The organism is Nocardioides sp. YR527 (genome assembly GCF_900101045.1).
Lineage (GTDB): Bacteria > Actinomycetota > Actinomycetes > Propionibacteriales > Nocardioidaceae > Nocardioides.
The window spans coordinates 616802-640563 of sequence record NZ_FNFN01000004.1; the positions used below are offsets into that span (position 1 = coordinate 616802).

23 protein-coding genes are annotated in these 23762 nt (G+C 67.1%); 13 read left to right on the forward strand and 10 right to left on the reverse strand.

Annotated features, from left to right (window positions below):
* Positions 1-20: 20 nt before the first annotated feature.
* On the reverse strand, positions 21-965 hold the full coding sequence (locus BLT25_RS15495) for a LysR substrate-binding domain-containing protein (protein ID WP_091047513.1): 945 nt from the start codon (positions 963-965) through the stop codon (positions 21-23).
* A 171-nt stretch (positions 966-1136) separates the two neighbouring features.
* Here BLT25_RS15495 and BLT25_RS15500 point away from each other — a divergent pair, with 171 nt between their 5' ends.
* Genes BLT25_RS15500 through BLT25_RS15510 form a run of 3 tightly spaced genes read left to right on the forward strand, consistent with a single transcriptional unit; the run spans position 1137 to position 3417 of the window.
* Complete coding sequence (locus tag BLT25_RS15500) at positions 1137-1592, forward strand: VOC family protein (protein ID WP_091047515.1); 456 nt, start codon at positions 1137-1139, stop codon at positions 1590-1592.
* A 53-nt stretch (positions 1593-1645) separates the two neighbouring features.
* Positions 1646-2686, forward strand: a complete 1041-nt coding sequence (locus BLT25_RS15505; protein WP_218131354.1) for a cyclase family protein — start codon at positions 1646-1648, stop codon at positions 2684-2686.
* Positions 2687-2703: 17 nt separating this feature from the next.
* Positions 2704-3417: an SDR family oxidoreductase gene (locus tag BLT25_RS15510; protein ID WP_176883939.1), complete on the forward strand. Its 714-nt coding sequence runs from the start codon at positions 2704-2706 to the stop codon at positions 3415-3417.
* An 83-nt stretch (positions 3418-3500) separates the two neighbouring features.
* On the opposite strand, the gene BLT25_RS15515 is transcribed toward BLT25_RS15510, so the two are convergent.
* Together BLT25_RS15515 and BLT25_RS15520 are read right to left on the reverse strand one after the other, a co-directional pair.
* Positions 3501-5120, reverse strand: coding sequence for a 4-hydroxyphenylacetate 3-hydroxylase N-terminal domain-containing protein (locus BLT25_RS15515; protein WP_091047523.1), 1620 nt, complete (start codon positions 5118-5120; stop codon positions 3501-3503).
* A gap of 32 nt (positions 5121-5152) precedes the next feature.
* Positions 5153-5719 (reverse strand): flavin reductase family protein, encoded by a 567-nt coding sequence (locus BLT25_RS15520; protein ID WP_091047525.1) that lies wholly within the window; start codon positions 5717-5719, stop codon positions 5153-5155.
* A 238-nt stretch (positions 5720-5957) separates the two neighbouring features.
* Between BLT25_RS15520 and BLT25_RS15525 the strand changes: the two genes are divergently transcribed.
* Positions 5958-6929 (forward strand): AraC family transcriptional regulator, encoded by a 972-nt coding sequence (locus tag BLT25_RS15525; protein ID WP_091047527.1) that lies wholly within the window; start codon positions 5958-5960, stop codon positions 6927-6929.
* Positions 6930-7003: 74 nt separating this feature from the next.
* On the opposite strand, the gene BLT25_RS15530 is transcribed toward BLT25_RS15525, so the two are convergent.
* From BLT25_RS15530 to BLT25_RS15545, 4 genes are all read right to left on the reverse strand, one after another.
* On the reverse strand, positions 7004-7834 hold the full coding sequence (locus tag BLT25_RS15530) for an alpha/beta fold hydrolase (RefSeq protein ID WP_091047529.1): 831 nt from the start codon (positions 7832-7834) through the stop codon (positions 7004-7006).
* A 72-nt stretch (positions 7835-7906) separates the two neighbouring features.
* Positions 7907-8821 (reverse strand): catechol 2,3-dioxygenase, encoded by a 915-nt coding sequence (locus BLT25_RS15535; protein ID WP_091047531.1) that lies wholly within the window; start codon positions 8819-8821, stop codon positions 7907-7909.
* Positions 8822-8833: 12 nt separating this feature from the next.
* Positions 8834-9289: a 2Fe-2S iron-sulfur cluster-binding protein gene (locus tag BLT25_RS15540; protein WP_091047534.1), complete on the reverse strand. Its 456-nt coding sequence runs from the start codon at positions 9287-9289 to the stop codon at positions 8834-8836.
* Positions 9290-9427: 138 nt separating this feature from the next.
* On the reverse strand, positions 9428-11059 hold the full coding sequence (locus BLT25_RS15545) for a flavin-containing monooxygenase (RefSeq protein ID WP_091047536.1): 1632 nt from the start codon (positions 11057-11059) through the stop codon (positions 9428-9430).
* A 311-nt stretch (positions 11060-11370) separates the two neighbouring features.
* On the opposite strand from BLT25_RS15545, the gene BLT25_RS15550 reads away from it, so the two are divergent.
* A complete protein-coding gene (locus BLT25_RS15550) occupies positions 11371-13014 on the forward strand; it encodes a sigma-54-dependent Fis family transcriptional regulator (protein ID WP_176883942.1) in 1644 nt (547 codons plus the stop codon).
* 11 nt (positions 13015-13025) lie between these two features.
* Here the strand turns inward: BLT25_RS15550 and BLT25_RS15555 are convergent, their stop codons facing one another.
* Complete coding sequence (locus tag BLT25_RS15555) at positions 13026-13919, reverse strand: LysR substrate-binding domain-containing protein (protein ID WP_091047541.1); 894 nt, start codon at positions 13917-13919, stop codon at positions 13026-13028.
* An 89-nt stretch (positions 13920-14008) separates the two neighbouring features.
* Between BLT25_RS15555 and BLT25_RS15560 the strand changes: the two genes are divergently transcribed.
* From BLT25_RS15560 to fabG, 3 genes are read left to right on the forward strand one after another with little or no spacing between them, the layout of a single operon-like run.
* Positions 14009-15196, forward strand: a complete 1188-nt coding sequence (locus tag BLT25_RS15560; protein ID WP_091047542.1) for an acyl-CoA dehydrogenase family protein — start codon at positions 14009-14011, stop codon at positions 15194-15196.
* A complete protein-coding gene (locus tag BLT25_RS15565; RefSeq protein ID WP_091047546.1) occupies positions 15193-16425 on the forward strand; it encodes a CaiB/BaiF CoA transferase family protein in 1233 nt (410 codons plus the stop codon). Before BLT25_RS15560 ends, BLT25_RS15565 begins: the two co-directional genes overlap by 4 nt.
* Positions 16422-17162, forward strand: a complete 741-nt coding sequence (fabG, locus tag BLT25_RS15570; RefSeq protein WP_091047548.1) for a 3-oxoacyl-ACP reductase FabG — start codon at positions 16422-16424, stop codon at positions 17160-17162. Before BLT25_RS15565 ends, fabG begins: the two co-directional genes overlap by 4 nt.
* Before the next feature lie 12 nt (positions 17163-17174).
* On the opposite strand, the gene BLT25_RS15575 is transcribed toward fabG, so the two are convergent.
* Positions 17175-18599 carry an MFS transporter gene (locus tag BLT25_RS15575; protein WP_143033769.1) on the reverse strand — a complete coding sequence of 475 codons (1425 nt, stop codon included), beginning with the start codon at positions 18597-18599 and terminating at the stop codon, positions 17175-17177.
* Positions 18600-19286, reverse strand: coding sequence for a TetR/AcrR family transcriptional regulator (locus tag BLT25_RS15580; RefSeq protein WP_091047553.1), 687 nt, complete (start codon positions 19284-19286; stop codon positions 18600-18602).
* Positions 19287-19382: 96 nt separating this feature from the next.
* On the opposite strand from BLT25_RS15580, the gene BLT25_RS15585 reads away from it, so the two are divergent.
* Genes BLT25_RS15585 through BLT25_RS15605 form a run of 5 tightly spaced genes read left to right on the forward strand, consistent with a single transcriptional unit; the run spans position 19383 to position 23600 of the window.
* Positions 19383-19580, forward strand: a complete 198-nt coding sequence (locus BLT25_RS15585) for a ferredoxin (RefSeq protein WP_091047555.1) — start codon at positions 19383-19385, stop codon at positions 19578-19580.
* Between the two features lie 14 nt (positions 19581-19594).
* Positions 19595-20782, forward strand: coding sequence for an NAD(P)/FAD-dependent oxidoreductase (locus BLT25_RS15590; protein WP_218131355.1), 1188 nt, complete (start codon positions 19595-19597; stop codon positions 20780-20782).
* A 12-nt stretch (positions 20783-20794) separates the two neighbouring features.
* Positions 20795-22000: a cytochrome P450 gene (locus tag BLT25_RS15595; protein ID WP_091047560.1), complete on the forward strand. Its 1206-nt coding sequence runs from the start codon at positions 20795-20797 to the stop codon at positions 21998-22000.
* Between the two features lie 14 nt (positions 22001-22014).
* Positions 22015-22971, forward strand: coding sequence for an SDR family NAD(P)-dependent oxidoreductase (locus tag BLT25_RS15600; protein WP_091047562.1), 957 nt, complete (start codon positions 22015-22017; stop codon positions 22969-22971).
* Complete coding sequence (locus BLT25_RS15605; RefSeq protein ID WP_091047564.1) at positions 22971-23600, forward strand: DedA family protein; 630 nt, start codon at positions 22971-22973, stop codon at positions 23598-23600. Before BLT25_RS15600 ends, BLT25_RS15605 begins: the two co-directional genes overlap by 1 nt.
* The last annotated feature ends 162 nt before the right edge of the window (positions 23601-23762 follow it).

Below are 23762 nucleotides of genomic sequence, written 5' to 3' on the forward strand. Positions count from 1 at the left end.
GCGACGCTAACCCCCAGGACCTATCCATTTCCAATACCAATTGCGGATTTATCCATTGCCAAACCAGAAAGATCAGGGGTGGGCAGCGCTGCCTCACCGGATTCGAGCACTTTGGCCAGCGCAGGGGAGGGGTCGTCTTTTCGCCATACGAGCGTGGCGAACATGTGGCTCGGGCTGATGCCCTCGATGGGTCGATAGACGAGTCCGACGGACTGGACCGGCTTGACCGAGCTGAGGGTGATCGTGACGCCGGCACCCGCGGCCACCAGTGCCAGAACGGTGCTGGAGTCCGGTGCTACCTGGGCGACCCGGGGCCGGAAGCCTGCGGTGACGCAGAGCGAGTACATGGTCGACTGGAGGATCGACCCCTGGTCGTCCGGAAGGCTCACGAAGTCCTCGTCACGTAGCTCTGCGAGCCGAATGCTGTCCCGGTCGGCGAGTGGGTGGCTTTCGGGCAGGGCGCAGATCAGCTCCTCCACCTCGACGACCCGCCAGGCGAGCTCGGCATGGGGGATCGGCAGTCGCGCGAACGCCAGGTCGAGGGATCCGTCGCGGACGAGCTCCAAGGCGGTGTAGACGTAGGTCTGCGACTGCAGCTCGAGCTCGATCCCGGGGTGGGCCTTGCGAACGGCGTTGGCCATCTGTGGCAGGACGCGCTGGCTCGATGCACCGGCGAACCCGATGCGGACCCGGCCCTGATCGCCGGAGTTGATCGATCGAGCGACCTGCAGCGCGTCCTCGACCTGGTTGAGGACGCGACGAGCCGGGTCGAGGAGGCGCGCGCCGGCGTCGGTGAGCGTCACGCTGCGAGTGCTGCGCTCGAAGAGCTTGAGCTTCAGATCCTGCTCGAGCATTCGGATGCGGCTGCTGAGCGGTGGTTGCGAGATGTGGAGCCTTGCCGCGGCGCGCCCGAAGTGGAGCTCTTCCGCGACTGCTACGAACGCCTCGAAGTCGCGCAGTTCCATGGTTTCCTCCGGTGAGATTGTTCTGGAGTCGCTATCAAAACAGAGTGGATTGGTATTGGACGCCGAATGTAACCCATGGTTGTGTGATGGGAGGCACAACGCGCTCCGACCCGCTCTCAGAGGTCGGCGCACCCGGTGCCCATCCGCGAAACGTAAGGAAGAAACAGACCCATGAAGCTCCGCCTCCACCACGTCAACGTCGTCTCCGACAACATGGAGGAGCTCCACGCGTTCTACTCAGACGTGCTCGGGCTCGAGAAGATGCCGCTTCCCCCGATGATCGACCACATCGGACATGAGGAGCCCGCCGCCGAGGCGGCGGACCCCGACGACGAGACCTGGGGCGAGAACGTCGCCTTCTTCGACGCAGGCGAGGGTGACCAGCTGCAGATTCACGCCGGACGTCGCCAGGCCTACCTCGGTCCGCAGATGGGGCACGGCGTCAACCCGCTGCTCACGGGCCACTTCGCCTTCCGGACCGACGACCTCGACGAGGTGCGCAAGCACCTCAACGACAAGGGCATCCCGTTCTCTGACTACGGCGAGTGGGCCGTCAAGGACTGGGACCAGATCTTCTTCACCGACCCCGCTGGCAACGTCATCGAGATCCACCAGCTGCTTCGCTGAGCATGACGCGCGACGACGCGGTCTCGCCGGCGCCGCCCAGCTCGCCTCGCTGGGTGAATCGCCCCGACCGATCCACGTGGGGTGACTTCGGCGTAGACGACCGGCTCGGCCGGTTGAACCTCGTCGGTCCCGAGCAGGTCCGCAAGGGCGTCGCGGAGGTGCGGGAGGGGCGGGTGTTCCCGCTCTCCCTTCCCCTCGATCGGCCGGGCGGAACCGCACTGAGCAAGCATCGCCTGCCACCCGTCGTACGTCCCACGATCAGGTCCGGCCGGGTCAACTTCAACTGTGAGATGGCCGTGGCCCACCCCGGAGCGACCGACATCGTCGGCGACGACCTGGTCGTCCTGCATACGCAGTACTCCACACAGTGGGACGCGTTCGGTCACATCGGCGCACACTTCGACGCCGACGGCGACGGGACCCCCGAGATCGTCTACTACAACGGATGGCGGGCGGACCGTGAGGTACGCGGCCCCAGCTCCCCGGCTCTCGCGGGACTGGCCAGCCTCGCCGACGTCGAGGGGGCGGAGAACGGAGCGGCATCGACGAGCGATGCCGGCCCGGTCGGTATCGACGCGATGGCTGCTCACGGAGTCCAGGGGCGGGCGGTCCTGGTCGACCTCGAGGCTCATCTCGGCCCAGGCCGGACCGTCGTGACCGGCGAGCGGTGGCTCGATGCTCTCGACGCACTGAAGGTCACCGTCGAACCGGGGGACCTCCTGCTGATCCACACAGGTTTCGCCCGGGCGTACATGGGCGGCGGCGAACCCGGAGAGGCAACGGGCGCGATGCTGGATGGTGCGGATCCCGGCCTGCAGGCCTGGATCCGCGATTCCGGAGTCGCCGCGATCGCGGCCGACAACCATGCGGTCGAGGCATTCCCGCCGCCGGGCCATGAGGCCGGGCAGCCGGTCCTGCCGCTCCATGAGCTCTGCCTCTTCCGCCTTGGCATCCACCTGGGCGAGCTCTGGTGGCTCAGCGATCTGGCCGAGCACCTACGCGAGAACGGGCGCTCCCGCCTCTTGCTCACCGCACCACCGCTACGGCTGCCGGGAGCGACCGGCTCACCTCTTACCCCCATCGCTACGACATGAGCACACAGGAAGACAACGTGAACCCACCCCGGATCCTCATCACCGGCGGCGCCGCCGGTATCGGCCTTGCCATCAGCGAGGAGGCGCGCAGCCAGGGTTGGGAGGTCGTCGTCATCGACCGCGACCCCTCTCCTGTGGGGCGGTCGATCACCGCTGACCTCTCCGACGCGGACGCCACCGCGGCGGCATTGGCCGAAGCGTTGGCAGACGGACCCATCACCCGGTTGGTCAACAATGTCGGTGCGGTCTTCCCTGCCCCCTTGGAGGAGCAGACCCTGGGCTCGTTCCAAGCGTCGTTCGATCTCAACCTCCGCGCCGCGGTGCAGTGCACCCAGGCACTCCTCCCCGGGATGAAGGAAGCCGGTTTCGGTCGCATCCTCAACATGTCCTCACGTGCGGCTTTGGGCAAGGAGCTTCGAAGCGCGTACGCGGCGGCGAAGGCGGGCCTGATCGGCCTGACGCGCGTCTGGGCGCTCGAGCTCGGGCAGCACGGCGTGACGGTCAACGCCATCGGGCCGGGACCGATCGCCACCGAGCTGTTCAATCGGGCGAACCCGCCCGGGAGCGCCAGAACGCAGGCGATCATCGACGCTGTGCCCGTCGGCCGTGTCGGCGAGCCGGACGATGTCGCGGCAGCCGCGTCGTACTTCCTCGGAGACCGCGCCGGCTTTGTGACCGGTCAGACCCTCTACGTGTGCGGAGGGCTGACGGTCGGTTCATCGACCGTGTGACATCGAGGGCGGCCCGGACCGGCCAGCACCTGCATTCGGCACGGGCCGACGGTGGCTCGAGAGCCACCGTCGGCCCGTCCTCCTCACCGGTTGGTGAAGAAGCTGACGTCCTTGTTGTCGATCAGGTCGGGGACCGTCCAGCCGTCGAGGTCGTACTCCCCGAGGAAGGTGTCCGCCAGCGAACGCATCCCGTCGACGACTCCCGTCGCCTGGGCGCCGAAGAGGAGCTCGGCCTTCACGTTCTCGTGGTTGCCGGAGTAGTTGCGCTCGTAGAGCTCGTGACGGCCGCCGAACTCGGAGCCGATCGAGTCCCACAGCGCCTTCATGACCTTGACCCGGTCGACGGCGGTGATCCCGTCGCTTCCGCGGACGTACTTGTCGAGGTACGGGCGCACCTCGGCGGACTGGAAGTCGGCGGCCGAGGAGGGCAGGTAGATCAGTCCGGAGGCGACGTCCTGCTCGATGATCTCCTTCACCCTCGGATAGCCCTGCATCATGAAGAGCCGGTAGGTGAGGCCGTACTCCAGCTTCGGCAGCTTCGCGTCACCGATCCACTCCTCCGGGTTGCGGGCCATCGACTCGGTCAGCGACCAGAACAGGTTGCGCCAGCCGATGACCTCGCCGACCCGGGTCTGAACGCCACGGAAGTCCGCCGCGCCCGTGCAGTCCAGTGCCTTCATCAGCAGGCCGGCGATGAAGTCCAGCTTCACGGCCAGCCGCGTGCAGCCCTGGATCATCGCTCGGGGGAGGAAGCCGGACTGGGGGAAGAAGGAGTTGACCCGATCCGCCTGGCCGTAGATGAAGACGTTCTCCCAGGGGACCAGCACCTTGTCGAAGACGAAGATGGCGTCGTTCTCGTCCATCCGGCTCGACAGCGGGTAGTCGAACGGTGTGCCCACGATGGCGGCGTTCTGTGCGTACGACGTCCGAGAGATCAGCTTGACCCCCGGCGCGTTCATCGGGACGGTGCACACCAGGGCGAACTCGCGCTTCTTGATCGGGAGCCCGTAGTGGGCGATGAAGTTGTAGTTGGTGATCGCCGAGCCGGTCGCGACCACCTTGGCGCCGGAGACGATCAGGCCGGCATCGGTCTCCTTCTCCACCTTCATGAAGACGTCGCCGACCTCGTCCGGCGGCAGCTGGCGGTCCACCGGCGGGTTGATGATCGCGTGGTTCCAGTACAGGACCTTCTCCTGCGACTCGCGATACCAGCGCTCGGCATTGGCCTCGAAGGGGGCGTACAACTCCTTGTTGGCGTGCAGGGTGCCGAGGAAGCTGGCCTTGTAGTCGGGGGAGCGGCCCATCCAGCCGTACGTCATCCGGGCCCAGGCCGCGATCGCATCGCGGTCCTTGAGCATGTCCTCAGCAGACGTGGCAGTGCGGAAGAACGGCATCGTGACGCCGCCGTTGCCCGTGTCCGTGGGGGTGGTGACGGCGTCCTTCATCGGCCCGTCGTGCATGGAGTCGTACAGGCGCGCGATCATCCGGATCGAGTTCCGGAACGCCGGGTGGGTGGTCACGTCGTCGACCCGCTCGCCGTGGATCCAGACCTCCCGCCCGTCTCGGAGCGACTCGACGTACTCGTCGCCGTTCATGGGCCGCGTCGCGAAGTTCGTCTGCTGATTGACGGGGGAGGAAGCCGCCGGATTGATCCGACTGGTGTCGACGAGGGTGTCATCGCCGGGTTCGATCGTGGCAGTCATGGTGAATCCCTTCGGGTGGTGGTGGGTGGTGTTCACACGGACGCGGTTGCCGCCATGTGTGCCGGCTGGAAGGACGTCGATGCGTCGAACCAGCCCGTGCTCGGGTCGTCACAGCAGCCCAGCCATGCCGAAGCCCCCAGGCGTGGGCCGATGGACTTGAAGCTGCTGCGATGGAAGAGGAGCGGGTCGCTCTCGGCTATGACCACGTCTTCGATGTGTCCGACGAAGAGCAGGTGGTCACCTCCGTCGTACGTCGCCCACGGCGTGCAGGAGATGGTTGCCGCGGCGTCGGCGAGTACCGGTGCGGTGGGTCCGTCGAGCAGGCGAGGCGCGACCGGAGAAGGGCGACCGGCGAAGTGCCACGCAACGTCGACCTGGTGCTCGGAGAGCACGTTGACGGCGAAGGACTCACCGCCCAGGTAGGCACAGGCCTTGGAACTTCGGGTCATCGCCACTTGGACCAATGGCGGGTCGAGCGAGATCGGGGTGAAGGCGGTGACCGTCGCACCGTGCGGCCGGTTGTCGTCACTGGTGCAGGTCACGACCGTCACGCCGGTGGCGAACAGTCCGAACACATCACGCAGCATTCGCTGATCCATGGGCTCCTCCTCGGGTTTGAGCGAGTCCAGTGACCGTAAGAAGCCGCCGTCGGTCCGTGCCATCCACTCGACGCACTCGCGATCCGCTCAGCGCAGCGTGGGCGGCGCCGACCGGTCGCCGTGGGAGCGCACTATCCGCTCAGCGAAAGCGCGAGCCATCCAGCGAAGCAGTCAGCCGCCGACCCCGTCCGCGCGGCTTGAGTGATCGGAGTCACAGTGGTGAGAATGGAGGCGACCCATGGTCGTGAGAGAGGAGGGATCTGTGCAGCATCGATTCGCATCGGCGGCGTCGTTCGATGACTGGGACGGTGTCCACGATGCCGTCGCGCAGGCGTATTTTCCGCACTTGCTCCAGCCGCTGTCGGCAGGTCCACCCTCGCGCTCCGCGCTCGAGCTGGTCGACCTCGGTCCGTGCCGGGTGACGAGGATGGCGCTGGGTGCGACGGTGGCGATCCGCAGCGATCATCCGGGGGCCTATGCCATCAACGCTCCGCTCCGGGGCGCTTTCGAGTCACGGATCGGGAGTGCCTCGATCCTGTCCGAGGTCGGTCAGGCCACGGTGTGTCCGCCCGATACCCCGACCCACCTGCCTGCCTGGGAGCCGTCCTGCCTGCTCTTGGGCTTCCGCGCCGATTCCGACTTCCTGGAACGTGAGTACGAGCGCGTGCTGGCGCGGCGCCCTCGCCCTGTTTCGGACCAGCTCGACCTGAACACCGATGACGGTCAGGACTGGTTGGGCCTCGTGCAGTCGACATTCGACCAGGTCCGCGGGGGCCACGCGGGGCTGATGCAGGACCCGCGCATGGCCCAGCAGATGAGTGCTCTGCTGATCACCGGCCTCCTGCTCGCGATCACACCGGACGAGAGAACAGACAAGATCGGTACGCGACCGCGGATCGTCCGTCGCGTCATCGACGCCCTCGAGCAGGATCCGGGACGGGCCTGGACGCCGCCGGACATGGCCGAGCTCGCCGGCGTGAGCGTACGGCGACTGCAGCAAGGCTTCCGGGAGTACGTCGGCCAGACACCCTTCCAGTACCTGCACGACCTCCGGATGGAGCGCGCGCACCACGATCTGATCACCGCGGACGACAACGACACCGTGACCGACATCGCGCTGCGATGGGGCCTCTTGCACACCAGCCGGTTCGCTGCCGAGTATCGCCGTCGCTACGGCCGGTCGCCGTCAGCTGCCCTCGCCGATCGATAACGACCACCCGACGACAGAGCACGCCAAGGGGTCGCCGTCCATACGGAACGGCGACCCCTTGGTGGTGTGTCAGGTCAGGCCAAGAAGTCTCCGACGATTCTCGCGAACTCGTCGGCGTGCTCGATCTGCACCCAGTGACCGCACCTGCCGAAGACGTGCAGCTGGGAGTCGTCGATGAGCTCGAGCAACCGCAGCGAGTTCGACATGGGGATGACGAGGTCATCTCGTCCGTGCACGACGAGCGTCGGTGAGGCGATCTTTCGGATCAGGCGCTCCTCGACGGTCATCCGTTCGATGGCCTCCTGACGGGGCGCCGGGAACATCGAGTGGAAGGCTTCCTGGATCCCGGGGCGGGTCGCGGCCTCGAGTCGGCTGCGCGCGAGGTCTTCGCTGAGCAACGTGCGGTCGTAGGCAAAGACCTCGAGGAGGTCACGCATGGCTTCGATCGACGGCTCGAAACCCCAGACGGCGTCGAGACCTGCGGTCAGCTCGAAGGGAACCCCGACGCTGCCCATCAGGACGAGCTTGCTGACCCGCTCGGGTGCACGGGTGGCCAGACTCAACGCGAGGGCTCCGCCGAAGCTGTTGCCGACGATCGCGACATGCTCGAGCCCCAGCGCGTCGAGGAATCCGATCAGGTGGTCGGTCCAGGTCTCCATGTCGTACCGGACGTCGGCGGGTCGGTGGGTGTATCCGAAGCCGAGCACGTCGGGTGCGACCACACGATATCTCTCGCCGAGCACCGGCAAGGTCAGGCGCCAGTTGGCCCAGGCGGTGACGCCCGGTCCGGATCCGTGGATGAGCACGACGGGGTCGCCGGATCCGACGTCGTGGTAGTTGGTCGAGATGCCGTAGACGTCGATCGTCTCGGCGATCTCCGGAGTGGAGGTGGGCGTGATGGTCATGACGCTGTTTCCGTTCTGTCGAGGGCGATTGCGTGGCTGGCCGGGAAGCGCAGCCTCTGGTCTCGACAGTGCTCAGGTCACGACGCTCAGGAACTGCTGGTCGATCTCTCGGTGGGTGTAGTTGATCCCCCTGGCGGCCTGGTCCATCGTCCAGGTGATGGTCCGCCAGTCCTTGCCCGTTCGGTACCCGCCCGAGAACACCTCGTTGCGGTTGCCTGAGGGATCGAAGAAGTAGACGGTCTCGCCTCGGGTGACACCGTGCCGTGCCGGACCGAAGTCGATGGGAACGTCGTGCATCGACATGACGTCGCTGGCGTGGAGGAGCGCCGACCAGTCCGGCATGTGGTACGCGAAGTGGTGAAGCTTGCCGTTGGCACCCTTCACGAAGGCGATGTCATGCGGTTGCTCGCCGCAGAACATCCACGACGCCACCAGGTCGTCGTTGTCCGGACCGCCGACGAGTCGTTCCGCTGCACGGAAGTCGAGTACGTCTTCGAAGAAGCGTTCGAGGAGCGCCGGGTCCTCGGTGGTGATCAACGTGTGGTCGAGGCGCGGCACGCCGATCCCGCGCAGGCCTCCGCGGGGCCAGGGGTCGGGGTTCCACAGACCTGTTGCTGTTCCGACGTACTCGATCTCGCTGTAGAGCTCGAGCGTGTGGTCCGAGGGCAGGGTGATGCGCAGCCCGTCGCCGACGGACGCGTTGTCGCCCTTGCTCATCCGGTCGACGGTCGCGCCGAACGCCTGCGCCCTCTTCTCGATGTCAGCGAGGCTCTGGTCGTCGGCGACCTTGTAACCGAGCTTGACCAGACCGACGCCTCCCTCGTGGAGAACGACGGAATGGTGGTCCGCCTCGTCCCAGGACTTGAGGTAGGCGGTCCCGTCGTCTTCATGGATGACGTCCATCCCGAGGGTGTTGACGTAGTGGTCCCTCGCCTCGGCGAGGTTGGTCACGTTGATGTGCACGTAACCGAGTCTCAAGACACTCACGATTGCTTCCTTTCAATCATGGTCGCGCGTGGTCGCGTCGACCTCCAACCGCTTGGTCGATCCCGTGGCAACGGCCCCGAGGACGTCGACCACGGAGTCGTGCGGACCGAGCTCGATGACGAGATCGCTGACCGGAACGGCCCGACAGGGGAGACATGCACCCCCGTGCGGGCCGGATTCCGGTGTCGGCTCATCCTCCTCGAGGACCGCAGCGCAGACCCCGGAGGGGTAGGTGATCTCCCCTCTGACGAGGGTCGCGCGGCACACGCCGCATCCCCCTCGGCGGCACTTGTAACGCGTACGAAGGCCGTGCCGTCTGAGGCCGTCGACGACGGTCTCATCTGCTTCCACGAGGAAGGTCGTTCCAGAAGGCAACAAGGTCACTTCGAAGGTCATCGCCGCCGCCCTTCTGCTCATCTCGATCCGGTGCCTTGACGCTAGGCGGGCAATCGGAGCCTGCCCATCCATGCGGCGAAGGAGGGATCCATTCAGCGCAACGACCCGCTCGGAGAGCGGGTCGTGGTGGCGGGGGAGAGGTGCTGCTGTGACGAAAACGCACGGGGAGGGCCGGCATCTGCCGACCCTCCCCGTCGAAGAGGTTCCTGCTCAGGCCAGTTCCGAAGCGGACTGGTTGAGGAATCCCGGGTATCCGTTCGAGGACTCCTTCCCGAGAATCTCGCGGTACGCGGCGATGCCGCCCAGGTAGAACATCACCGTCCGCTTCTTGCCAGGGATGTTGGCGCCGAAGATCCAGGAGGCGGCCTTCGGGAACAGGGTCGCGTCCGCGATCTCGGCGCACGTCTCGGTCCACGCGACCTCGGTCTCGGGATCCACATCCAGCCAGCCGTTCTCGGCGGGAAGCAGGTCGGAGACGGTGTCGGCGATCCACTCGACCTGAGTCTCGATGGAGGGCGGCAGGTTCGTGAACGGGCCGTTGGGGCCGAGGATCATGAACATGTTCGGGAAGCCGGCGGTCGCCATGCCCAGGTAGCTCGTGGGGCCGTCGGCCCAGTGCTCGCGGAGGAGCTCGCCGTCGCGGCCGCGGATGTCGATGCGCTTGTAGTTGCCGTCGACCGCGTCGAAGCCGGTCGCGCACACCAGGACGTCCAGCTCGTGGACGGTGCCGTCGGCGGTGCGTACGCCCGTCTCGGTCAGCTCGGCGATCGGGTTCTCCTTGACGTTCACGAGCGTGACGTTCTCGCGGTTGAACGTCTCGTAGAAACCGGAGTCGCACAGAGGACGTCGGGCGTAGAGGTCGGTGGGCGTCAGGTTGCGAGCGGTCTCGGGGTCCTTGACGATCGCGGCGATCTTGCCGCGGATGAACTTCGCCGCCTCCTCGTTCGCGTCGGCGTCGGTCGCGATGTCGCAGAAGGTCTCGAACATGAAACGGAAGCCGCCGCCTTCGTCCCATGCGCGCTGGAAGATCGCCTCGCGCTCCTCGGCGCTGACGCTGAACGTCGGGCGATCGCTCTCCACGAAGCCCATGGCGACGCTCGATTCGCGCACCTGCTTCCAGTTCACGTCGAAGTTCTCTCGCTGTGCCCGGATCTCCTCCGGGCTCAGCGTCCGGTTACCGGCCGGAACGCTGTACTGAGGCGTGCGCTGGAAGCTGGTCAGGTGCGCTGCGACCGGCGCGGTGGCGGTGATGACCTGGTTGCCGGTGGAGCCGTTGCCGATGACACCTACCTTCTTGCCGGTGAGGTCGAGGTCGGCCGGCCAGGCGCCGGTGTGGACGATCTGACCCTGGAAGCGGTCGGCGCCCGGGAACTCGGGGAGGTTGGTCGCGGACAGCAGGCCGAGACCGGTGATGAGGAAACGGCACGTGTAGGTGTCGCCCGTGTCGGTCCGAACCGTCCAGCGTCCGGTCGATTCATCGAACTCGGCGCTCGTCATGGCGGTCTCGAGCTGGATCGAGCGGCGAAGGTCGTAGCGGTCGACCACGCCGTTGAGGTAGGCGAGGATCTCGGGCTGACGGACGAACTTCGTCGTCCACGGGTTGTCGTTGTAGAGCTCCTGGTCGAAGGAGTACTGGTAGACGAAGCCCTCGGAGTCGGACAGAGCGCCCGGATAACGGTTCCAGTACCAGGTGCCGCCCACCCCACCGGCCTTGTCGATCGCCACCACGTTCAGGTTCTGCTCGTTGCGCAGCTTGTGCAGCATGTAGATGCCGCCGAAGCCCGCGCCGACGACGAGGGCGTCGAGGTCCTGGGAACCCGCGGTGTTCGGGTGTGCGTCCATGATGTGCTCCTTCTGAGATCCCAGCCCCTTCCGGGACCGTGTGGCTCCTTGCACATCGATCGTGACGCGCGCCACAGCCGGCGCGGCGTTTCACTCTGAAACACTCGGATCGCCTGCGCCTACAGGCGCAGTGATTCGATATCGACAACAATGGGCCCCGTATTGATGCTCCTGGGACGGCCGGCATGACCAGTGACACGCGCGTGGAACAATGAACATGACGCAACAAGGGGGTGTCCGTGGCCGAATCAGATCCCGTGAGGGCCGCTCGGGAGGAGCTGATGAGAGCTGGTCTCATCGGTCACCCAGGCGTGGGTGACGTCGTCCCCGAAGTCATCGAGCGGAGCTGGCGACGCTCCATCAGTCACCGGGTGTCGACGGACCGGGTGGCGGACCAGGCAGGTGAGGTCGATCCTGAAGCCGCCCTGTTCCGTGCGGCGCTTCCGGTGCTGGAGCATTGGGAGAGGCATCTCGCCGACACGCCCATGACGCTGTTGTTGAGCGATCGCGCCGGACGCATCGTCGCGCGGCGTCTCGGAGAGCGTGACCTGCGCTCGAGGCTCGACCAGGTCCATGCCGCCGAGGGGTTCGACTTCTCCGAGGAGACGATGGGCACGAACGGGCTCGGTACGGCTCTGGCCGAGGGGCGACCGGTGCTGGTTTCTGGCAGCCAGCACTACAACGACCTGCTCTCCTCGCTCACCTGCGCAGCGACGCCCGTCGTCGCTCCCGGAGGCTCTGTGGTCGGGTCGGTGTCCCTGGGTGGTCCGGTCAAGGACACCAGTTCGCTCATGCTCTCCCTGACCCAGGAGATCGGTCAGCAGATCGAGCAGCGGCTGCGTGCCCAGACCAGGCCCGAGGACCTGGCGCTGGCGCTTTCGTTCATGCGCTACAAGAACTCGCGCCGTCCCACCGTGGTCGTGGACCGCCACTCGCTCATGGCCAACACTCCAGGGCTTCCCTTCGTCAACGTCGATACCCATCTCGTCCTCTGGGAGCTCCTCACCGGCCATGACTGGCGCCGCCATGACACGCTCGAGTTCACGCTGCCCACCGGCGTGACCATCTCGGGGCGACCGATCGGGGACACCACCGAGCCCCGCTACGTGGTCCACTTCTTCGATCCCGGCCCGGGCGATCTTCCTCAGGCGACGAGCGAAGTCCCACTGCCCTTGGTCAAGGTCGCGTCGTCGAGACGTGATGCTGTGGTCTTGGTCGACGGGCCGAGCGGATCGGGGCGACTTGGCGTCGCCCTGGACCTGCTTGCGGTCGGCACGGGTGCCGAGCCCGCCGTCATCGTGGCGGGAATGCCGGGGTGGCTGACCCAGGCAGGCGAGCACCTTGCTCGAGGAGAAGACGTCGTCGTCCGCCGGCTCGAAGCGTTGGGTCCGGGCGACGTAGCCGATCTGGAACGGCTGATGCTCGACCACACGAGCGCCGTCGATCGCGGCGAGTCGTCGAACGTGCTCGCGCTCACCGTCGCCTCTGCCCGAGCAGCTGCCTCACTGACGGAGCTGCTCGAACGAATCGCCACACGGCATGTGATTCGTCCCCTTGCCGAGTCTCGTGAGCGCATTCCGACACTCGTGCGTGATCTCCTCCTCGAGCTGGACCCGGAGGGCCGGCACTCGCTGGCGCCGTCGGCCCTTCAAGCCATGCTTCAGCACCACTGGCCCGGTGAGCTGCGGGAGCTCCGGCTGACACTGGCTGGAGTGCTGGGCGGGGGAGTGCCGCCCGTCATCGAGAGGAAGCACCTGCCCGCGCACCTGCGGAATCCGGCGCCCCGTCGCCGGCTCACGCTCATGGAGACGGCCGAGCGCGATGCCATCATCAGGGCACTGGAGATGGCGGACGGTAACAAGTCCGCTGCTGCGGAGCTCCTCGGCATCGGACGTACGACGCTCTACCGGCGGATGCGGCAGCTTCATGTCGAGGTCGACGGGGAAACGCTGTGACGATCAGCTGCCTAGTCGGTCGACAGCAGATCCTCGGCGAGGGCGAGCACTGAAGCGAGGGCCGGGTTGTCGTCGTGCTGACGCCAGGCGAGCCTGAGGTTCACATCCATCGTCTCGTCGCTGATCGGCACGAAGTTCACCTGAGGTTGAGAGGCGTTCTCCGCGACCGACGCCAGTGTCAGATGGCAGCCGACCTCGGCTCTGACCAGAGCGAGCGCCGACTGGGTGTCGGGCGCCACCTGGGCGACCTTGGCGGCGAACCCGGCAGCGTGTGCGAGTCGACGAAGTCGATCGGGGAGGACGGCGCCGTCTGAGGTGGGGAGAGAGACGAACTCCTCGCCGGCGAGGTCGGCGAAAGATACTTTGGGCGCCTGCGCCAACGGGTGGGTGTCGGGCATGGCCAGCACGAGGCTGTCGCGAGCGGCGATCCTGGAGGAGACGCCTGCAGGGATGAGATCCCAACGGCCGAGTGCGGCGTCCGCGTCGTTCTCGAGCAGCTTGCGCATGCCCTGCTGCGCGAAGTTCTGGCTCGACAGCTCGAGATGGATACCCGGGCGGAACTGGCGGACCAGCCGCGCCCACTCGGCGACCAGCTGGTACGTCGAGACGCCGGCGAAAGCCAGGCGCACGACCCCGGTCTCTCCGAGCTCTGCCGCCTCGACGGCGTTCTCGGCACGTCTGACCGCCTCGAGCACGCTCTTTGCGGGCTCCACCAGGGCCTGTCCGGCGGTCGTCAGCCGGACCGAGCGAGTGCTCCGGTCGAACAGCCGCGTTCCGAGCTGACGCTCGAGCTGCTGGATCGTGCGGCTCAACGGCGGTTGCGCGATGTGCAGCCGTTCCGCCGCCCTCCCGAAGTGGAGCTCCTCGGCGACAGCGAGGAAAGCCCTCAGTTGCGAGTTCTCCACGGTGCACCCCCCTTTCATGTCGAAATAGGAAAACAGAATAGTTGATTAGGTATTGGACTGCCATCAATCTTTGGAGTCATGCTGATGCAATGACCGCCGTCCAAGAAATCCAGTCCGAAGTTCCCGACGACGTCTTCGATGACGTCCTCTCTCAGATCCGTGAGTTCGTGCGGGAACGCGTCGTGCCTCGGGAGCTCGAGATCCTCAACAACAACGCCATCCCGGACGACCTGCGAAAGCAGGCAGCCGAGATGGGGCTCTTCGGCTACGCGATCCCTCAGGAATGGGGCGGTCTGGGGCTGAACCTGGTCCAGGACGTCGAACTGGCGATGGAGCTGGGGTACACATCCCTCGCGTTGCGCTCGATGTTCGGCACCAACAACGGGATCGCCGGCCAGGTCCTCGTCGGTTTCGGCACCGACGAGCAGAAGGCGCGATGGTTGCCCGGGATCGCCACTGGCGACGTCGTCGCGTCGTTCGCCCTCACCGAGCCAGGAGCGGGATCCAATCCGGCCGGCCTGCGCACCACGGCGACTCGCGAGGGCGACGACTGGGTCATCAGCGGTGACAAGCGGTTCATCACCAACGCTCCGATCGCGGACCTGTTCGTGGTCTTCGCGCGAATCAATCCGGCCCCCGAGGTGGGCAACGGCATCGCCGTCTTCCTGGTGCCCGCCGACGCTGAGGGACTGACCGTCGGTCCGAAGGACCAGAAGATGGGCCAGGAGGGAGCGTGGACGGCGGACGTCAACTTCGACGAGGTGCGGGTCGGAGCGGATGCCTTGGTCGGCGGTGCGGCCGAGGTCGGCTACCGAGCCGCGATGACGTCGCTGGCTCGCGGCCGGGTCCACATCGCCGCGCTCTCGGTCGGCACCGCTCAGCGAGCCCTGGACGAGTCGGTCAGCTATGCCTCGTCGGCCGCGCAGGGCGACGACACGATCGGCGACTTCCAGCTCGTGCAGGCAATGCTGGCCGACCAGCAGACGGGTGTCTCCGCAGGCAAGGCGCTGGTGCGCGATGCCGCTCGGCTCTACGTGACCGGCGAGGACCGCCGCATCGCCCCGTCGGTCGCGAAGCTGTTCTGTACCGAGATGGTGGGCAAGGTCGCCGACCTTGCGGTCCAGGTGCACGGTGGCACCGGCTACATGCGCGAGGTTCCTGTGGAGCGGATCTATCGGGACGTACGTCTGCTCCGCCTCTACGAGGGCACCAGCGAGATCCAGCGGCTCATCATCGGAAGTGGCCTGGTGGCCCGGGAGCGGAAGGCCCAGTCATGACGCTGCCGCTGGAGGGCTACACCGTCGTCTCGATCGACCAGGCGGTGGCGGCGCCGTTGGCCGCTCGCAACCTCGCCGACCTGGGTGCTCGGGTGATCAAGATCGAGCGCGCCGACACCGGCGACCTGGCCCGCAGCTACGACCACGTGGTCCATGGCACCGCGTCTCACTTCGTCTGGCTCAATCGCGGCAAGGAGTCGGTGGCGCTCGATCTCAAGAATCCGGCATGTCTGGACGCTGTGCACGCCGTCATCAGCCAAGCCGACGTGTTCTTGCAGAACCTCGCACCCAGGGCCGCCGAGCGGCTCGGCCTCGGTGCCGATGTCCTGCGAGCTGAGCACCCGGACCTGGTGGTGGTGAACCTGAGCGGGTACGGCGCAGGTGGACCGTTCTCCCACCGCAAGGCCTACGACATGCTCGTTCAGGCGGAAGCCGGACTGGTCTCGATCACCGGAACGACCGACGAGGCCGTCAAGACCGGCATCCCGACCGCGGACATCGCCTCCGGGATGTACTGCTCGCAGGCCGTGCTCGCAGCGTTGCTGCGCCGTGAGCGGACGGGGGAGGGAGCCACCATCGATGTGACCATGCTCGAAGCGACCGCGGAGTGGATGGGCCACCCGATGTACGTTCAGATGTACGCGGATCGGCAGCTGCCGCGAATGGGCCTCAGCCATGCCGCGATCGCGCCGTACGACTCCTACCCGACTCGCGACGGCGAGGTGCTGATCGGCATCCAGAACGACCGCGGCTGGCGCGCTCTCGTCACCGAGGTCTTCGGGCGCCCTGACCTCGTTGACGACCCCCGGTTCCGCAGCAACATCGCGCGGGTCGAGAACCGGGCCGCCTGCGATGCGGAGGTCGCGACGCACACCCGCGCCTGGACGACCGCCGCGCTCGACGCGCGGCTTGCCGAGGCAGGGATCCCTGCGGCGCAGGTCAACTCCTTGAGCGGCCTTGTCGAGCACCCCCAGCTCAAGGCGCGCGACCGGTGGCGCACCGTCGAGACCGAGGGAGGCGTCGTCGACGCTCTGCTTCCGCCTGCGACCTTCTCGGACGTAGAGGCTCCGATGCGGGCTGTGCCTGCGCTCGGCGAGCACACCGTCGCCGTGCTGCGTGAAGCCGGTGTCCCGGATCACCAGATCTCGGCCCTCCTCAGCTCCGGCGCTGCCGTCCAGCACCGCCAGAACGACCACACCGAAACCCTGAACGAAAGCGTGATCGCATGAATCTGCTCGACAACAAGGTCGCTGTCATCACCGGTGCCGCCCGCGGAATCGGGGAGGCGACTGCTCGCCTCTTCGTCGAGAACGGCGCACGGGTGGTGATCGGTGACCTCGACCAGGCGGCCGCAGAGCAGGCGGCCAAGGAGATCGATCCGGAGCGCGTACGGGGCTTCGGCTGCGACGTCGCCGACCCGGATCAGGTCAATACGTTGCTGGCGTACGCACGCGAGGAGCTCGGCAGTGTCGACGTCGTGGTGAACAACGCCGGGATCACCCGGGACGCCACGCTGAAGAAGATGACCGTGGATCAGTTCGACCAGGTCATCGCCGTGCACCTCCGCGGTGCCTGGCTGGGCACTCAGGCGGCCGCGGAGACGATGCGAGCTCAGGGGACTGGTGGCGCGATCATCAACATGTCCTCGATCTCGGGCAAGGTCGGCTTCTTCGGTCAGACCAACTACTCCGCGGCGAAGGCGGGCGTGGTGGGCCTCACCAAGGCGGCGGCGAAGGAGCTCGCCAAGGACGGCATCCGGGTCAACTCGATCCAGCCGGGCCTGATCGCGACCGAGATGACCCGCGCGATGCCCGAGCACATCTGGGAGGCGAAGATGGCAGAGATCCCGATGGGTCGGGCGGGTGAGCCGGAGGAGATCGCCAAGGTCGCGCTGTTCCTGGCCAGCGATCTCTCGTCCTACATGACGGGGACGGTTCTCGAGGTCACAGGTGGCCGGCTGATGTGAGCCCCTGTCGCATCAGGCCGGCTCCGGCGGGTGTCGGTAGGGGATCGCGACGGCTGCGGCGATCGCAACCAAGCAGATGGCGCCCGAAACGGCGAAGGAGACCGGGTACGCGTCCAGCGTGGGCAGCCCGACGTCAGGCATCGTGTTGACGGCGAGGATCGCCGTCGCGACGGCCGTTCCGATCGACCCGCCGACCGAGCGCAAGGTCTGGTTGATGCCGTTCGCGACGCTGGTCTGACTCGGCTCCACCCCGCTGTTCAACAGCGTGGGCATGGCACCCATGGCCAGTCCGAGCCCGAGACCGAGCAGTCCGGTGGCGACGAAGAAATGCCAGTGCTCGGTGTGGAAGGCCAACAGGAACCCGAAGGTGGCCGCTGCGACCATGGTGCCCGTGCACAGCGGCCACTTCGGCCCGATGCGCCGGATCAGCAGCGACACGGTCATGGACGCTGCGAGCGTGCCGGCGGTCAGGGGCAGGAGGGTGAGGCCCGCGCTCAGCGCGTCGGCGTCGAACCCGTAGCCGAGTCGGCTCGGTGTCTGCACGAACTGGATGACGAGGATGAACGCTCCGTACATGCCTGCGCCGACGAGGAATGCGGTCAGGTTGGTGCCGAGCACGACCGGCCTGCGCATCGTCGCGATGTCCAGTAGTGGCCTGCTGACCCGCTGCTCGACGTAGTAGCAGGCAACCAGCAGCACGAGGCCGGCCACGAAGAGTCCGAGCACCGTGGGCGAGGTCCAGCCCCACCGCGGCCCGCGGTTGATCGCGAGTACGAGGCAGGCGAGCCCGCCGCCGAGCGTCAGCATTCCCCCGACATCGACATGGAAGCCCTGCGCGCGTTCTGGGAGTCGGACGAGCACTGCGACGCCGAGCATGCCGATGGCAGTCCCGGCCGCGGCGATCAAGAACATGCTCTGAGTGGAAACACCCCACTCGCTCAGGAAGCCTGCGATGAGCAGGCCAGCGCCCGCCCCGATCCCGGTGAGCGCGCTGAGCAGAGACAGGCCCGACGGCACGTGATCGGCGGGGAAGATCGAGCGCACGATGCCCACCGCCAGCGGCATCGCCGCGAAACCCATGCCCTGGAGCACGCGGCCGACCAGCACAAGAGCGAAGGTCGGCGCCATGGCGACGAGGACGGAACCGGTGGTCACCGAACCGAGCGTGATCAGCAGTACCCGCTTGCGGCCCATCAGATCGCCCAGCGACCCGAGCACCGGGGTGAACACCGCGGCCGAGAGCAGATTGACCGTCACGATCCAGGAGATGTCGGCCATCGACACGTCGAGTGACTCGGCCTGCGCCGCCATGATCGGCATGACCATGGTCTGCATCACCACGATCGTGAATGTGCTCAGCGCAAGCACGAGCAGGATCACCCACGGTGGCGCCGTCGCGGACTGGCGGGAGCGCGAGGCGGAGCCAGGCGTCGTCACCTAGGACTCGGGAGCCTGGTCGGGCGCCACAGGAACCGTTCGAGCGGTCACGACGACGCGCTCGGCTCGGCGACCTGAACGAAGCCCCGACTCGCGCTCGGGAGCGTCCGGCAGCGGGTTGGCCGCCGCGGGAGAAAGCCCGTCGAGGATGAGGGCGAGATAGCGCCGCCAGCCGTCGCCGTCAGCGTCCTTGTTCCACATCGTGCTGAACAGCATGCCCATGATCCTGGCCAGGTCGTCCGGGACGAGGTCGGCGCGGATCGTTCCACCGTCCTGGGCGCGGCGCAGCAGCTCGCTCAGGGTCTCGTAGAACGCCGTCGTGATGTCCAGCGGAAGGGAATCGGTGATCCGTGCAGCGGTGAAGGTGCCGTGTTCTCGGGAAGCGAGCGACATCGCCGCTTCGACCAACCCGACCAGCGCGTGCCGTGGGTCGGGGTCTTCACGTGCCGTGTCGATGGCCGGCGCGAGGTCTTGCGCAATGCTCTGGCCCAACACCGCCTGGACCAGGTCCTTCTTGGTCGGGAAGTGTCGATAGAGAGTCCTGCTGCCGACTCCGGCGTGGCGGGCGACGTCCTCGAGTGACGCGTCCGGGCCAGTCTCCGCGAACACCGCGCGCGCCGCGCGCAGGATCCGGTCGGCGTTTCGCGCCGCGTCTGCTCGTGGCTGTCGTTCTGTCTCTGCCTTCACCGCGCCAGCGTAGCAAAACGACAGTGCACTGTCACTTGTGCTACGTTCGGCGACTCAAGCAAATGTCACATCACTGTCATTTCTAGGGAGGCTCACATGAGAGTGAGTGTCGACGCAGACAAGTGCGTTGCCGCGGGTCAGTGCGTTCTGCTCGCACCGGAGGTGTTCGACCAACGGGAGGAGGACGGCGTCGTAGTGCTGCTGGATGAGTCACCTTCGCCAGAGCTGCACGACCCAGTCCGTGAGTCGGCGCTGGTGTGCCCGGCGGCCGTGATCCATCTGGCGGAGTCATGAAACGGGTGGTTGTCGTGGGGGCTTCCACGGGCGGGCTGGCGACGGCGGAGGCGTTGCGCCGAGCCGGTCACGAGGGTCCGATCACGCTCGTGGGCGCCGAACCCGCGATGCCGTACGACCGTCCGCCGCTGTCCAAGCAGGTGCTGACCGGTCAGCGCGGGCCGAACGAGCTCGCGCTCCGCTCGTCGGCCGAGATCGATGCTCTCGATCTCGACCTTCGGCTTGGAGTTCCGGCCGCCGGGCTCGACATCGGCCGCCGTGAGGTCTTGCTGGAGGATGGCATCAGGCTCGACTACGACGAGCTCGTCGTTGCGACCGGAGTTCGGGCCCGCCGGCTACCCGGTACCGGTGGCATCGCCGGTGTGCACACGCTTCGCACCGTGTCGGACGCGCTGGCACTGAAGGAGCGCCTGCGCCCGGGACGGCGGCTGGTCGTCGTCGGTGCGGGCTTCGTCGGCGCCGAGGTCGCGGCTGCCGCGAACGGCCTAGGCGTCCACGTGACCCTGCTCGAATCGGCACCGGTCCCGCTCGCAGCGGCGGTCGGCGATGCTACGGGCCGCTTTCTCGCGGCCATGCACCGCGATCACGGTGTCGGGATCCGCGCCGACGTGAGGGTGACGGAGATCGTCCAGGACGGTGGCCAGGTGAGCGGGGTCCGGCTGGAAGACGGTTCCGTCCTGCCCGCCGATGACGTGCTGGTCGCGATCGGCTCGGTCGCGAACACGGAGTGGCTCGCCGACAGCGGCCTGGCCGTCCAGGAGGGCCTGGTGTGCGACGAGTACAGCGCAGCGGGCCCCGGTGTCTACGGCGTTGGTGACGTAGCCCGCTGGCACAACCCACTGTTCGACGTGACCATGCGCATCGAACACCGCACCAACGCCGCGGAGCAGGGCCTGGCGGTCGCCCGAAACCTGCTGTGCCCCGAGACCCGCAGGCCGTTCGCCCCTGTGCCGTACTTCTGGTCCGACCAGTACGACGTCAAGGTGCAGGCCTACGGCTACCTCCGCGACCACGACGAAGCTCTCGTTCTCGACAACACCACATCGGCGAGCGGCCGACTGCTGGTGATCTACCGGAAGGCCGACCGCCTGGTCGGTGTCCTCGCCGTCGGCGCGTCGCCGAAGGTTCTGCGCGCATGGCGCGCCCTCATCGCGGGCAGCACCGCGTGGACCGCAGTACTCAACCGCACCATCGCCGCCTGACAGGAGAATCCCATGACCACCACCGATGCCCATGATCTGCCCGTCTTTCCCGGGGCGCGAGCTGCGCGCTGCCCGTTCAACCCGGCTGCCGAGTACACCCATTGGCGTGAGGAGCCCGGGCTGCGGCGAGTGAGCTGGAACGGCCACACCGTCTGGGCCGTCAGCCGATACGACGACATCAAGACCGCCATGGCCCACTCCGCGATCAGCGCCGAAGCCCTTGCGCTGCAGAGCAACGGTGCGCACGACGGACCCAGTGCGCCGGACATCTTCCCCCGGATGGATGACCCCGAGCATGCGCGCCTTCGGCGCATGCTCACCAAGGACTTCACGGTCAAGCGGGTCAACGCCATGCGTCCGCAGATCGAGGAGATGGCCAATGACTTCATCGACAAGATGATCGACAAGGGCCAGCCGGCCGACCTGGTCGCCGACTACGCGCTGCCGATCCCGTCTCTGGTGATCTCACTCCTGCTCGGCGTCCCTTACGCCGATCACGACTTCTTCCAGCGGGTCACCGGCACCTTGATGAACATGAGCTCCACACGGGAGGAGAAGGCACAGGCCTCCCGGGAGTTCTTCGGATACATGATGGATCTGGTGGCACGCAAGGAGCACGAGCCGGGGGACGACCTGATCAGCCGTGTCGTCCGCGAGCACGTGCAGACCGGGGAGCTGCGCCGGGAGTCGGCGGCGATGAACGGCGTCATCCTGCTCAACGCGGGCCACGAGACCACCGCGAACATGATCGCCCTGGCCACCGCGGCGTTGCTCCAGGAGCCGGACAAGGCGGCAGTCCTCCGAGACAGCGAGGATCCCGTCGTGATCGCGAACGCCGTCGAGGAGCTGCTGCGCTACCTCACCATCGTGCACAGTCTCGTCGCCCGCGTCGCCAAGGAGGACGTCGAGATCGGCGGCCAGCTCGTTCGAGCCGGCGAAGGCCTGATCATGAACCTGCCCGCCGGGAACTGGGACCCAGGATTCACCGACGAACCCGAGACGCTCGACCTCGGCCGCTCCGCGCGCGGACATCTTGCCTTCGGCTACGGCGTGCACCAGTGCCTCGGCCAGACGTTGGCTCGCGCAGAGCTTCAGATCGCCCTGCCCACGCTGCTACGCCGCCTGCCAGGCCTGCAGCTCGCCACCCCGATCGAGGACGTGAGGTTCAGGAGCGACATGAGCATCTACGGCGTCCACGAGCTTCCGATCACCTGGTGAAGGGGAGAGTTTCGATGACACATCTCGGGTTCGACGGCAAGGTAGCTGTCGTCACCGGTGCGGGCGGCGGCCTCGGCCGCCAGCATGCCATGCTCCTGGCGTCCCGCGGCGCGCAGATCGTCGTCAACGACATCGGTGGCTCGGTGACGGGCGACGGGATCGACGCCGATCCGGCTGAGACGGTGGTCGACGAGATCCGCGACCTCGGCGGCACCGCGGTCGCCGACACCAACAGCGTCGCCACTCCGGAAGGGGGCGCTGCCATCGTCCGGACCGCGCTCGAGGCCTACGGTCGCCTTGACGTCCTCGTCAACAACGCCGGAATCCTGCGGGACGCTCCGTTCGAGGCCATGACCTCGGACCTGCTCGATCCTGTGGTCGACGTGCACCTGCGCGGAGCCTTCCATGTGACCGGCCCGGCATGGATCGCGATGAGGGCACAAGGGTACGGCCGCATCGTCAACACCACGTCAGCCGCCGGCATCTTGGGCACCGAGACGAAGAGCAACTACGGCGCGGCCAAGGCCGGGCTGGTCGGCCTGACCCGGGTCCTGGCCCAGGAGGGCGCCCGCCACGGCATCAAGGTCAACGCGGTCGCTCCGATCGCTGCCACCCGGATGCTCGCCCACTCCGTGGGCGCGGCCGACGAGCGACGACTCGACCCTGCTGCGCAGGCGATGATGGCGGCCATCACAGCCAGGCTCGACCCCGCGCTCGTATCTCCCGTCGTCGCCTTCCTGTGCCATGCCGACTGTCCTGTCAGCGGTGAGACCTACACCGCAGGCGCCGGACAGGTCGCCACGTTCTTCACCGGCCGGACCCGCGGTTACCACCATCCGGCGCTGTCGGTCGAGGACGTGCGGGATCACCTGGCCGAGATCCGCGACGAGACCGGGTTCACGACCCCTGCGAGTCCTGGCGAGGAGATCGCCCAGCTTCTGCGCAGCATCGCAGGCCAGGAGGTGAAGTGATGTACGACATCGTGGGCATCCTCCACTGGCTCGGCCCGTTCGTGCTCCTGGGCATCTTCCTGATCATCTTCGCCGAGTGCGGGCTCCTGATCGGGGTCGTGCTGCCGGGCGACCCGACCCTGTTCACCGCGGGCCTGCTCGCCGCGACCGGGGCGATCAGCCCCGACCTGGGCCTGGTCTGTGTGACCGTGACCGTCGCCGCGGTCCTCGGCAACATCTGCGGCTACTGGATAGGGGTGAAGGTGGGGCCACCGCTGTTCAACCGGCCCAACGCCAAGCTCCTGCGGAAAGGCCAGGTCGAGAAGGTCGAACGATTCTTCGAGAAGTACGGTGCGCGCGCGATCGTGCTGGCTCGGTTCATCCCTCTGGCTCGAACGCTCATCACGGTGGTGGCCGGCATCGGGCGGATGGACGCTCGGACCTACTTCATCTACTCGACGGTCGGCGGCGTGCTGTGGGCGACGGGCATGACGCTCCTCGGTGGCCTCCTCGGCCAGATTCCGTGGGTCAGCGAGAACGTCGACACCATCCTGTTCATCATGCTCATCCTGATCGCGACCGTCTCGATCGTCCCGATCGTGGGTGAGGCGATCAAGAAGCGTCGGAGCGCCGGCACGGCAACCAGCTGACCTGGTGGACGCAAGCCCGAGAACGATCGAGCCGGCCGGCCCGACAGGACCGGCCGGCTCGAGCTGTGTTCGGGTCAGGAGGTGGCGCCGGCCGCGGCGCGTTCCTGGGCATGACGCTCGGTCGCCTGAGCGATCGCGTTGGCCTGACGACCATCGAGCTCG

Bases quoted from the DNA above. Each gene is read 5' to 3' on its own strand.
- BLT25_RS15495 (WP_091047513.1), bottom strand. From the start codon at position 965: ATGGAACTGCGCGACTTCGAGGCGTTCGTAGCAGTCGCGGAAGAGCTC.
- BLT25_RS15500 (WP_091047515.1), top strand. From the start codon at position 1,137: ATGAAGCTCCGCCTCCACCACGTCAACGTCGTCTCCGACAACATGGAG.
- BLT25_RS15515 (WP_091047523.1), bottom strand. From the start codon at position 5,120: ATGACTGCCACGATCGAACCCGGCGATGACACCCTCGTCGACACCAGT.
- BLT25_RS15520 (WP_091047525.1), bottom strand. From the start codon at position 5,719: ATGGATCAGCGAATGCTGCGTGATGTGTTCGGACTGTTCGCCACCGGC.
- BLT25_RS15525 (WP_091047527.1), top strand. From the start codon at position 5,958: ATGGTCGTGAGAGAGGAGGGATCTGTGCAGCATCGATTCGCATCGGCG.
- BLT25_RS15530 (WP_091047529.1), bottom strand. From the start codon at position 7,834: ATGACCATCACGCCCACCTCCACTCCGGAGATCGCCGAGACGATCGAC.
- BLT25_RS15540 (WP_091047534.1), bottom strand. From the start codon at position 9,289: ATGGATGGGCAGGCTCCGATTGCCCGCCTAGCGTCAAGGCACCGGATC.
- BLT25_RS15545 (WP_091047536.1), bottom strand. From the start codon at position 11,059: ATGGACGCACACCCGAACACCGCGGGTTCCCAGGACCTCGACGCCCTC.
- BLT25_RS15560 (WP_091047542.1), top strand. From the start codon at position 14,009: ATGACCGCCGTCCAAGAAATCCAGTCCGAAGTTCCCGACGACGTCTTC.
- BLT25_RS15565 (WP_091047546.1), top strand. From the start codon at position 15,193: ATGACGCTGCCGCTGGAGGGCTACACCGTCGTCTCGATCGACCAGGCG.
- fabG (WP_091047548.1), top strand. From the start codon at position 16,422: ATGAATCTGCTCGACAACAAGGTCGCTGTCATCACCGGTGCCGCCCGC.
- BLT25_RS15585 (WP_091047555.1), top strand. From the start codon at position 19,383: ATGAGAGTGAGTGTCGACGCAGACAAGTGCGTTGCCGCGGGTCAGTGC.
- BLT25_RS15595 (WP_091047560.1), top strand. From the start codon at position 20,795: ATGACCACCACCGATGCCCATGATCTGCCCGTCTTTCCCGGGGCGCGA.
- BLT25_RS15600 (WP_091047562.1), top strand. From the start codon at position 22,015: ATGACACATCTCGGGTTCGACGGCAAGGTAGCTGTCGTCACCGGTGCG.
- BLT25_RS15605 (WP_091047564.1), top strand. From the start codon at position 22,971: ATGTACGACATCGTGGGCATCCTCCACTGGCTCGGCCCGTTCGTGCTC.